The 10000-nt window shown below is 44.1% G+C and carries 11 protein-coding genes (1 of these 11 cut by a window edge); 7 read left to right on the forward strand and 4 right to left on the reverse strand.

All coding sequences use genetic code 11. The features are described 5' to 3' along the window. The first annotated feature begins 476 nt into the window (after nucleotides 1-476). The 7 genes from cbiM (at nucleotide 477) to QC759_RS00325 (ending at nucleotide 6534) form a co-directional block, all read left to right on the forward strand. Complete coding sequence (cbiM, locus tag QC759_RS00295; RefSeq protein WP_048073568.1) at nucleotides 477-1163, forward strand: cobalt ECF transporter S component CbiM; 687 nt, start codon at nucleotides 477-479, stop codon at nucleotides 1161-1163. Then, entirely contained in the window at nucleotides 1164-1478 is a 315-nt protein-coding gene (locus QC759_RS00300; protein WP_048073567.1) for an energy-coupling factor ABC transporter substrate-binding protein, read from the forward strand. 123 nt (nucleotides 1479-1601) lie between these two features. Continuing rightward, entirely contained in the window at nucleotides 1602-2399 is a 798-nt protein-coding gene (gene cbiQ, locus QC759_RS00305) for a cobalt ECF transporter T component CbiQ (protein WP_231863025.1), read from the forward strand. Nucleotides 2400-2516: 117 nt separating this feature from the next. Beyond that, nucleotides 2517-3353 (forward strand): ATP-binding cassette domain-containing protein, encoded by an 837-nt coding sequence (locus QC759_RS00310; protein ID WP_048073566.1) that lies wholly within the window; start codon nucleotides 2517-2519, stop codon nucleotides 3351-3353. 201 nt (nucleotides 3354-3554) lie between these two features. Next, complete coding sequence (locus tag QC759_RS00315; RefSeq protein WP_048073565.1) at nucleotides 3555-4229, forward strand: HoxN/HupN/NixA family nickel/cobalt transporter; 675 nt, start codon at nucleotides 3555-3557, stop codon at nucleotides 4227-4229. A 259-nt stretch (nucleotides 4230-4488) separates the two neighbouring features. After that, the gene (locus tag QC759_RS00320; protein ID WP_048073564.1) at nucleotides 4489-5328 is read left to right on the forward strand and encodes an ATP-binding cassette domain-containing protein; all 840 of its coding nucleotides are present in this window, start codon (nucleotides 4489-4491) and stop codon (nucleotides 5326-5328) included. Nucleotides 5329-5373: 45 nt separating this feature from the next. Beyond that, a complete protein-coding gene (locus tag QC759_RS00325; RefSeq protein WP_048073563.1) occupies nucleotides 5374-6534 on the forward strand; it encodes a DUF362 domain-containing protein in 1161 nt (386 codons plus the stop codon). A gap of 150 nt (nucleotides 6535-6684) precedes the next feature. Here the strand turns inward: QC759_RS00325 and QC759_RS00330 are convergent, their stop codons facing one another. The 4 genes from QC759_RS00330 to QC759_RS00345 all read right to left on the reverse strand — a co-directional run. Next, nucleotides 6685-7911 carry a hypothetical protein gene (locus QC759_RS00330; RefSeq protein ID WP_048073562.1) on the reverse strand — a complete coding sequence of 409 codons (1227 nt, stop codon included), beginning with the start codon at nucleotides 7909-7911 and terminating at the stop codon, nucleotides 6685-6687. A gap of 35 nt (nucleotides 7912-7946) precedes the next feature. Continuing rightward, nucleotides 7947-8783: an SDR family oxidoreductase gene (locus QC759_RS00335; RefSeq protein WP_052660020.1), complete on the reverse strand. Its 837-nt coding sequence runs from the start codon at nucleotides 8781-8783 to the stop codon at nucleotides 7947-7949. A 373-nt stretch (nucleotides 8784-9156) separates the two neighbouring features. Continuing rightward, complete coding sequence (locus QC759_RS00340) at nucleotides 9157-9543, reverse strand: 4Fe-4S dicluster domain-containing protein (protein WP_048073561.1); 387 nt, start codon at nucleotides 9541-9543, stop codon at nucleotides 9157-9159. A gap of 2 nt (nucleotides 9544-9545) precedes the next feature. Beyond that, nucleotides 9546-10000 carry the final stretch of a homocysteine biosynthesis protein gene (locus QC759_RS00345; RefSeq protein WP_048073988.1) on the reverse strand. 1090 nt of this gene lie beyond the right edge of the window, so the window shows 455 of its 1545 coding nt (coding positions 1091-1545); its start codon lies beyond the right edge, outside the window; the stop codon is at nucleotides 9546-9548.

Consider the following 10000-nt stretch of genomic DNA (forward strand, 5'->3'; position numbering starts at 1 on the left):
CCCCCCCCCCCCCCCCTTCATATTTTTAGTGGAGAGGTTTGCTATTCAGCCATATTTTTTTAGTTAAAACCTTTCCTTTTTTAATTTCTAACCTCTGCTCTTTAATTCAGGTTATTTTAATTGAGGGTATCTTTTTTTCAATTCATGATTCTTTTTTTCAATTCAAAACCTTTCCTAAAATCATTTTAATTTTAACCTTTCTGGAAGGATTATCCTTGACGATTTTTTCACGTTCGATGAGGGAATTTATCAAATTGTCTCAAGTTGGGTGATTTTTTTGGGGTGGATTTTTCTACCCTTTTAAGGTAATTTTTACCACCCCACAAAAATCAAGTTTTCCTGATTTTTTTTAAACTAAAAGTGAAAACTTTATAAAGGGCTTATTCTAAATGTGATATTTACAGGAAATTTAATGGAATTTACTCGTGTGTTGTGTCAATGTTTAAATTGTAAAAAATTATGGAAGGAGGATTTAAATGCATATTATGGAAGGTTTTCTGCCCTGGCAGTGGTGCCTGGTATGGTACATAATATCCATTCCAGTGGTAGCTTACGGTGTTATACAGATCAAAAAGATAACCGATGAAAATCCGGAATCAAAGCCATTACTGGCAGTATCCGGTGCATTTATGTTTGTTTTGTCATCCTTGAAACTACCTTCGGTAACTGGTAGTTGCTCCCATCCCACCGGGTCTGGTCTGGGTGCGGTGCTCTTTGGCCCGGCAGTGGCCAGTGTAATGGCTGCCATAGTCCTGGTGTTCCAGGCTTTGCTCCTGGCCCACGGTGGACTGACCACCCTGGGGGCCAACATATTCTCCATGGGAATTGTGGGGCCGGTGGTAGCCTGGCTCATATACAAAGGTGTTAAAAATGCAGGGGGATCTCCCCTCCTGGGGATCTTCCTGGCCGCAGCCTTAGCTGACCTTTTAACCTATGTCACCACGGCCCTGCAGTTGTCCCTGGCATTCCCGGTACCCACCTTCACGGTGGCCTTCACCAACTTCATGTGGATATTCGCCGTCACCCAGATACCCCTGGCCATTGCCGAAGGACTCCTGACCGTGGTGATATTTGATTACATCATGAAACTGCGACCGGACATCCTGGAAACCCTGAAGGTCATTGGCCCCAGGGTGAAAGAGAAAGTCAAAGGAGTGGTGTAAATGGATAGCAAGTACTACATCGTCATACTGGCCATTGTGGCGGTAATTGCCATCCTCCCCCTGGCCATGTACAGTGGCCTGGGTGAAGAAGAGGGTTACTTCGGTGGAGCCGATGATGCAGCAGGCACAGCTATCGAGGAAACAGGATACGAACCTTGGTTCAGCTCCATCTGGGAACCACCAAGTGGTGAGATTGCCAGTCTGTTATTTGCCATTCAAGCAGCCATTGGAGCCATAATAATTGGTTACATATTGGGATATTTCCATGGGCAAGCCAATGAACGTAAGAAAATCGAAAAAGAAGGTGAAAAATAGGTCCAAAAACCTATTAATTAAGGAAAAAGGGGAGGTACTATTAAGGTATGGTTGAATTTAAATAAAGTAAAGTATAAGTAAAGTAAAATTGATAATATCTAAAGTAAAGTAGGATGGGATCAGATGCATTCAATGTTTGAAAATACTCTGGATAACTACGCACACTCCAATGGCCTTAGGGAGACAAACACTCTCTTTAAAGTCATATTTGCGATTGCCACCATGCTGGTGAGTCTTGCATCCACATCCCCCATAGTACCCCTACTTATAACTTTAGTAATTTCCTTTTTACTCATTTTCCAGGCAAAAATCCCCTGGAAGTTCTACCTGAAATTCCTAGCAGTTCCCTTCTTTTTCGGATTCCTGACCTTCATTTTCATGGCCCTGTTCTTTGGAGTAGGTGCCCATATTTTGGATCTGGGAATATTCAACCTGGCCGTAACTCAAGATGGTTTCAATCGGGGATTGCTCCTTTTCTCCAGGGTACTGGGTGGTTTCACCTGCATGGCCTTCTTAGCCCTGACCATTCCCATGACCGAACTTTTCAGTGAACTAGAACGTTTCAAAATACCCCAAATAGTCATGGAACTGGCCATGCTCATGTATCGCTACATCTTCCTGTTTTTAGATGAAGGCATTAACATGTACCATGCCCAAGAGACACGTTTAGGGTATTCCTCCCTGAAAAAATCCTTTAAATCCATGGGCATGCTGGGCAGTAACCTGTTCATTAGAACCTGGATTAAAGGTGAACAGGCCCACATTGCTATGGAATCACGATGCTACGATGGTTCCATAAAAACCATGAAAGAACCGGAAAGTATGAGAACTATAGGGGCCCGAAACCTGGTGTTACTAACACTCTTTGAGGTAGGTCTGGTTATTGGCCTGTACTTCACTGGAAACTTCACCCTATTTTAATTAAAATTTAAAATACACTTTTTTCTCAGCTTAACTAAAAGAAGGGTACTGGGGCGCAGTGGTGTATTACTATATATTTAAATGAAATCTTAAATTGTATTACTGTGTGGTAAAATCATGAATGTTGTTGAAACAAGAAATGTCACATATCAGTATCCCGATGAAACCAAGGCCCTCCATAAGGTAAATTTCGCCGCGGCTAAGGGCAAGATCATTGCACTTCTGGGTCCCAATGGCGCTGGAAAATCCACCCTATTTCTACACTTTAACGGAATACTCAAACCAACATTCGGCAGTGTGGTGATTGATGGGGTTCCGGTAGACTATGGAAAACAGGGGCTTGCAGATTTAAGACAGAGAATTGGAATAGTTTTCCAGAATCCGGATGATCAACTTTTCGCCCCCACTGTTGCCGAAGATGTGGCCTTTGGTCCCCTGAACATGGACCTTCCCCGGGAGGAAGTTGATTTAAGGGTTAAAGATGCATTAAAACGTGTGGGGATGGCTGGTTTTGAGAAGAAACCCCCTCATCATTTGAGTGGTGGTCAAAAAAAGAGGGTGACCATAGCGGGTATCCTGGCCATGCACCCCCAGATAATGGTGCTGGATGAACCTACCAGTGGCCTGGATCCCAGGGGAGCATCGCAGATAATGAGATTACTCTACCAGCTCAACCAGGAAGGTATGACCATTATCATATCCACCCATGATGTGGATCTGGTACCCATTTACGCCTATAAGGTCTACATAATCAGCCAGGGAAACATAATTAAAGAAGGAAGTCCGCAAGACGTTTTTAAAGATGTTGAAACCATTAGAAGCGCAAACTTAAGACTTCCCCGGATAGCTCATCTCATGGAGATACTGGAGAAGGAAGATGAGATCCCTTTTCATCAGCCTTATCCCCTTACCATTGGTGAGGCTCGAAGAAGAATTCTTAAACAGATCCATTAACACCTTCATCTCATTTTTTTGGATTTTTCGGGATGGTGTTTCCGTGTTCCGGTGTATTACTGGCTTTATAAATAAAATCCCAAATAGTATTACTTATATTTGGGGATGGTAAAAAATCAGGATATTTTCGCGCATATGTGTATTACTGGTTATTTAAATGAACCGTAAAATTGTATTACAAAAAGATTTGAGGTGATTTGCATGGATATTATATCGGGAGGAATAACTATTATTCCCTCAGAAATTGGTCTATTGTTCATGGTTTCAGCATTCATACTCGGTGCACTGCACGCACTAGAGCCAGGGCATGGTAAATCAGTTATGGCTGCCTTTGTTTTAGGAACAGACGCCAATTTAAAGGATGCTTGGTTACTGGGGTTGACTGTAGTTTTTTCACACGTGAGTGTGGTGGTCTTACTGGGAGTGGTTTCCATTTTCCTCATGGGAACCTTGAATGTTGATGCCACCCACGAGGTAATGAGTGCTGTCGGGGGAATCATCCTGGTGGTGGTGGGAATGTGGATCATAAAAACCTACCACGATCAAAATCATAACCATCAACATCACGAACACCACATCGACACCAAAAAAGGAGTAATTGCCATTGGATTGTCCACCGGCTTAATACCCTGTCCTGCTGCACTGGCTGTCCTTTTTTTTAGCATTGCCAATAATCAGATGTACAATGGTCTGGTTTATATCCTGGTGTTCAGTGTTGGTCTGGCTATTTCCATAACTCTCCTTTCCGCACTTTTTGTTAAGGGAAAAGGATTCATTCAGAGATATATGGGCAATGAAACCATCAACAAGATCCCACTGGTAAGTGGGACTATTATTGTGATAATAGGGTTAATCTCACTTCTACAACTCTATTAATGGCTGAAATAATTTTTATAATTATTTTCCTTATTTTTCTTCAAGCATGGTTAAGCCCTTAATCAAAACCATCTAGCTTTAATCGGGTGAGGAAACATCCTATTTTCTGTAGAATTTAAATGCTCTTTTTATTTAATAACCCTAAGTGAACCATTTAGGAAAATAAATTCAGGGTATAAGATCATTTTTTATATCATCTGAACTTAGTTTAATTAGAATATTATTTGTGTGGGAATAGAAACTTTTACACGGGTATAATATGAATGTTTTAGAAACTAAGAATGTTAGTTACCGGTACCCCGATGGTACACCCGCCCTGGAGGATGTGAACTTCAGTGCAGCCCAGGGAAAAATGGTGGCCCTGCTGGGTCCCAACGGGGCAGGAAAATCCACCCTATTTTTACATTTTAATGGAATCCTCCGACCATCTGCAGGCACAGTTATGGTGGAAAATGTCCCACTCACCTATGATAAGAAATCCATAATGAAAGTGAGGCAGAAAGTTGGAATCGTATTCCAGAACCCGGATGATCAGCTCTTTGCCCCCACTGTGGAAGAAGACGTGGCTTTCGGACCACTGAACGTGGGTTTGGACCAGGATGAAGTGGAAAGAAGGGTGGCCGAATCCTTGGAAAGGGTGGGAATGGCTGGATTTGAGAAAAAACCCCCACATCACCTCAGTGGAGGTCAGAAGAAACGGGTGGCCATAGCCGGTATACTGGCCATGAGTCCGGAGATAATGGTGCTGGATGAGCCCACCAGTGGCCTGGATCCCAAGGGAGCCTCCCGGATCCTGCACCTCCTGCACAAGCTCAACCAGGAAGGAATGACCATTGTCATATCCACCCATGATGTGGATCTGGTGCCCCTCTACGCATCCCAGGTTTACATCATCAGCGAGGGCCATATAATTAAGGAGGGAACACCACAGGATGTGTTTAGTGATGAGGAAACCATTAGAAACGCCAACCTGAGATTACCCCGGATTGCCCACCTCATGGAAATACTACAAAAAAAGGATGAACTTCCCTTTGAAAAACCATACCCCCTGACCATTGGAGAGGCCCGGAAAAAGCTCTTAAAAGAATTCGATGAATGAGATTTTTAACCTTATTTTATCCACTTTTCAATGAGGTGTAGTATCATGGGAAAAACACCGGTGGCAGTGGCTGAATGCCATTCTTATTCTGTACCTGAAGTTCAAGAGGCCACCAAAACCTGTTTAGATTCATTGGGTGGTTTTAAACGATTTATCAAACCAGGAGACAGGGTACTGCTTAAACCAAACCTGCTCCAGGCCCAACCCCCTGAAGAGTACATCACCACCCACCCCGCCCTGGTGGAGGCGGTCATCAACCTGGTGAAGGATGCTGGTGGAATACCTCAAGTAGGGGACAGTCCCGGTGGCTTTGACCGGAACATAGAAAAGTATTGGAGGGTAACCGGCCTTATGGAAGTTTGCCAGAGACTGGATGTGGAACTGGTCAACTTTGAAACCAGTGGAAGCTACTCTAAGCAGAGAAATGGCCAAAAGTACCACATAGCCCGCCCAGTACTGGACGCGGATCTGGTTATTAACCTGCCCAAGATCAAAACCCACGGCCTCACCACTTTCACCGGTGCCATCAAGAACCTTTATGGAACCATCCCTGGATTCACCAAGGTCGAATACCATAAGCAGGCACCCCAACCCTTACAATTTGCAGAAAAAGTGGTCGATATCTATGCCTTAAACCAGCCCTGCCTCCATATTGTGGATGGAGTGGTGGGGATGGAAGGTGCCGGCCCATCCGCAGGCAAACCCCGTAAACTAGGCATGATCATGGTAGCTGTGGATGGTGTGGCTTTAGACAGTGTTATTACTCGTGCACTGGGGCGTGACCCCCTGAAAATACCCACGACCCGCATTGCCTACCAGCAGGGCCTGGGAGAAGCAGATACTGATAGAATAGAAGTTCAGGGAAATATCCCTCCTATAGACAATTTTAAATGGCCTCCTAAATTGTCTTCAACTCTGGAGGTCATCCCGGCTCCAATTGCCCGGGGTATTATGAAACTGTGGTGGACCCGGCCAGTCATTGATCCTGAAAAATGCAACCAGTGCCGGAAGTGCCAGAAAAGCTGCCCCACACAGGCCCTTAAAAGACCGGAAAAGGTGGAAAAGGACTGCACCACTTATCAACCTGAATTTTACTACGATGATTGTATAAACTGTCTGTGCTGTATGGAGATGTGCCCCCGGAAGGCAATCTACCATAAACAGAGTCTCCTGCACAGGTTAACTTCCCTATTCTCTAAGTCGTAGTGGTGGCGAGAAGTAAAAGAAATTCCGCGCTTTTATCCTGGATCTGACCCTATTACACCTTTTTTTTTATTCTGGATTTGGCCTTTTTTCACCTTTTTTTTTATCCTGAATTTAGTCCTGTTTCACCTTTCTTATTCTGAATCTGGCTTACTAATTGATGATGTAGGCTAGGGCAAAGAGGAGAAGTCCGTTGATAATCAGGATTACCGGTACTAACGTGTTCGGGATCATACCCGGCATGATCATGGATAGACCAAAGGCAATGGCCACCAGGTTCAGCAGGGTCTGGGTTACCATAAATTTCTTAACTGTGGAGGAAGGGGGGCCTGTTTCAGGGTCATGTTTTTTCCTTCCCCTGATTATGGGGACAAAGCGCATAGAGAGTAATATAACCCCTCCCAGGATGTTCAGAGCTCCTATAAGTATCTGGAGCACTCCCGTTAGAATACCGGGAACAATGCAGGAGAAAATCCCCAGGGTGGCGAACACAATCCCCACTATGATTATTATCACCGAGCGCTTGAACTGGCCCAGGGGTGTTTCCCCCAGTGTGGTCATCTGGAGGGCCAGGATAACCGTTAAAAGACCTAACTCCCCGTCTGAAGAAAAGGGCAGAGTACCCTGATTAATGGGGAACAGAAGGCATCCCAAGAGGAATAGAAGAACACCGATCATGATCACCACGGCCGGTGATAAGGATAGGGATACACTCTGTAATGATTTAAATAACCCACCCTTTTCTTTAGAAATTGATTTTAAATTTTCAGGGGGATAAGACCGGGCCACCTTTTGAATGCACCAGGCCAGGTAAAATATACTGATCCCATAGATTAACAGAAACAGGGCAGTTTGGAAATTGCTGGTTATACCGGGGATGAGGGTTATCAGTCCCAAAACAATGGTTATAACGTAAACCACACCACAGGCCACGGTTAGATGCTGCAGTACTCCCGGAATTTTTATCCAGGTCCTGGCCTTCCCTTCAAAGAACAACAACTGTAAAAGGAGGGATATTCCCCCGGCAAAGAGCAGTACTCCCACCAGGATCCGGACCATTTCAGTCAGTTGTCCCGGGATGAAACAGGCCACCATTCCCACTATTGCCGTGATTATACCGATTAAGACCAGTACCCAGGAACGGCGAAGATCACCAAAGGGGGTCTTGCCCATGGTAATAACCTGGAAGGAAACAATAACCAGGAAGAGTCCGTAGGTACTGTCCGGTGTGTAAGGCAGTTCCCCAGTACTTATTTTAAAAAGGAGGAGGCCGAAGAGGAACATGAAAACCCCCAGGATCAGTAGGATAACTACCTCCAGGGAGAGGTCCGATTCCTCCCTTATTTTAATATAATCATGGGTTTCCCTTTTAATATTCAAAGAAACATTCCCCCTTAAATGGGTAACATTTCACGTTAATAATAGTTTCCACCCTTTTCATAGGCTTGCCTGCGATCTCGTGCCATCTGCAGCATTACCTCTTCCACTTCCTCATTTTGCTGACAGTACAGTTTCCACTGTTTGGTGTAAGGCTCTTCGGGAACCACTATGATCCCCTTGTACTCTGAGACACGGTCAAGGATGAGCTGGGCTGCTTTATCCACGGGATAAGCATCATCCGGTATTTTAATTTCATCATGGGTGGTGCCATCTATTGATTTTTGGAAGATGGGAGTGGCAATGTTGGCCGGGCAGATGGTGGAAAAGTGCAGACCCTTTTCTGCATACTCGTATCTTAAACATTCGGTCATACCGGTGACACCGAACTTGGTAAGGGAGTAGAGTGCCTGGAATGGTGGTGGTAGCAGACCGGCAATGGAGCTGGTGTTAATGATATGTCCGGAGCCCTGTTTTAGCATGATGGGCACTGCAGTGTGCACACCGTAAATAACACTCCACAGATTGACATCTATTATGTTTTTCCAGTCTTCCATGGTGGCAGTCTCAAACTGCAGAGTTCCACCCACCCCGGCATTGTTAAATAATAAATCCAACCTACCAGTTTCGGCTACAGTATTATTGATAGCATTTTCCACCTGTTCCTGGACAGTGACATCGACAATTATGGTGTGCACACGATCCTTGAACTTGGAAAGTTTTTGGGCGGCTTTTGAAACTTTATCCGGGTTACGTCCAGCCATGTAAACAATTGCTCCTCTTTTCAGGAGTTCTTCACTCACTGCGTATCCAATACCCGAATTTGCACCAGTCACAATACAGATCTTGTCCTTATAATACTCGGGATTACTCATGACATTACCTCCAGTTACAGGGTACTTAATATTCTTAATAAAGAGTTATGGAGTCATCAATAACTTAAATATTTGTATTAAGTAGTTAACTACTGGTAAATTTTTTTAAAAAGCAGGCATTTCCCAAATTTCATGACTTTTTCTTATTTTGCCATGATTAGAAGAGATTATAATAAAAAACGAGTTAAAATGGGATATTGGGGATTTCAATGTCTTAAAAATGAGAGTTCATGGCTTTTAAAAAAATTCATGTAAAAATTATCTTAAAACTTATTCTGGTAAAATCATTTTAAAAGAAGGTGATATTTTAAAAAATAAGGTATTTTAAAAAAATATTTTAAAATAAGAACGGTAAAAAAAGGGAAGAATTTGTTTAATCCGCAATTTTAATGGCCTTGGTGGGGCAGGAAGTGGTGCAGAATCCGCAACCAATGCATTTCTGGTTATCCAGTTCCACTGACCAGTCTTCCTCCATCTTAATGGCTTGCACTGGGCAGAGGCTGATACATTCCCCACAATCCATACACTTATCTTCATCCTTCTTAACTACCTTTTTAATGGGATTAAGTTGAATACCTTCCTTTTCCATGTATTTTATGCCTTCTTCTGCTTCACTGCCACTGATCTCAATGAGCATCTTACCTCCCTTGGGGGTGATGTCCGCCCGCAGGATGTTGAAGGTCACATCGAAGTTTTTGATCAAATCCGATATCACGGTCTTACTCACAATACTGGGTGAGAAATTAAGCCAGGCTTTCATTATTAATCACCTTCCTCGTTGTTCTGGGAGCAAATTAGTCGGGAAATATCCTCGGCAGTGATCATGCCCTTGACCAGATTGTTACGGTCAACTATGGGAACACCCGATATTTCGTGTTTGTCAATGCGCCGGGCAATGACTTCCACTGGTTCATCTTCCATGGCCACAATCACCTTTTTAGTCATTATCTCCGTGAGTTTCTGGCTGTCCTTGGCCACGGCCTGGGCAATATCCCAGCTAGTTACAATACCCATGAGTCGACCGGCATGATCCACCACGGGAAGGTGGTTGATGTTGTTATCCACCATTTTCCGGGCAACTTCAGAAATGGCCTCTTCAGCCCGGGCCGTAATGGCGGTTTTGCTTTTAAGGTCACGGACCATGATGGATGGTCGTTTGATTTCCAGGGGCTGCACCGTGAATCCCGAGGAGGGGAGGTTCTCCACCGGACTGGTCA

The organism is Methanobacterium formicicum, assembly GCF_029848115.1.
GTDB lineage: Archaea > Methanobacteriota > Methanobacteria > Methanobacteriales > Methanobacteriaceae > Methanobacterium > Methanobacterium formicicum.

What these genes read in the sequence shown, in the direction of transcription:
- cbiM (WP_048073568.1), top strand. Translation starts at nt 477, where the DNA reads ATGCATATTATGGAAGGTTTTCTGCCCTGGCAGTGGTGCCTGGTATGG.
- QC759_RS00300 (WP_048073567.1), top strand. Translation starts at nt 1,164, where the DNA reads ATGGATAGCAAGTACTACATCGTCATACTGGCCATTGTGGCGGTAATT.
- cbiQ (WP_231863025.1), top strand. Translation starts at nt 1,602, where the DNA reads ATGCATTCAATGTTTGAAAATACTCTGGATAACTACGCACACTCCAAT.
- QC759_RS00310 (WP_048073566.1), top strand. Translation starts at nt 2,517, where the DNA reads ATGAATGTTGTTGAAACAAGAAATGTCACATATCAGTATCCCGATGAA.
- QC759_RS00315 (WP_048073565.1), top strand. Translation starts at nt 3,555, where the DNA reads ATGGATATTATATCGGGAGGAATAACTATTATTCCCTCAGAAATTGGT.
- QC759_RS00320 (WP_048073564.1), top strand. Translation starts at nt 4,489, where the DNA reads ATGAATGTTTTAGAAACTAAGAATGTTAGTTACCGGTACCCCGATGGT.
- QC759_RS00325 (WP_048073563.1), top strand. Translation starts at nt 5,374, where the DNA reads ATGGGAAAAACACCGGTGGCAGTGGCTGAATGCCATTCTTATTCTGTA.
- QC759_RS00335 (WP_052660020.1), bottom strand. Translation starts at nt 8,783, where the DNA reads ATGAGTAATCCCGAGTATTATAAGGACAAGATCTGTATTGTGACTGGT.
- QC759_RS00340 (WP_048073561.1), bottom strand. Translation starts at nt 9,543, where the DNA reads ATGAAAGCCTGGCTTAATTTCTCACCCAGTATTGTGAGTAAGACCGTG.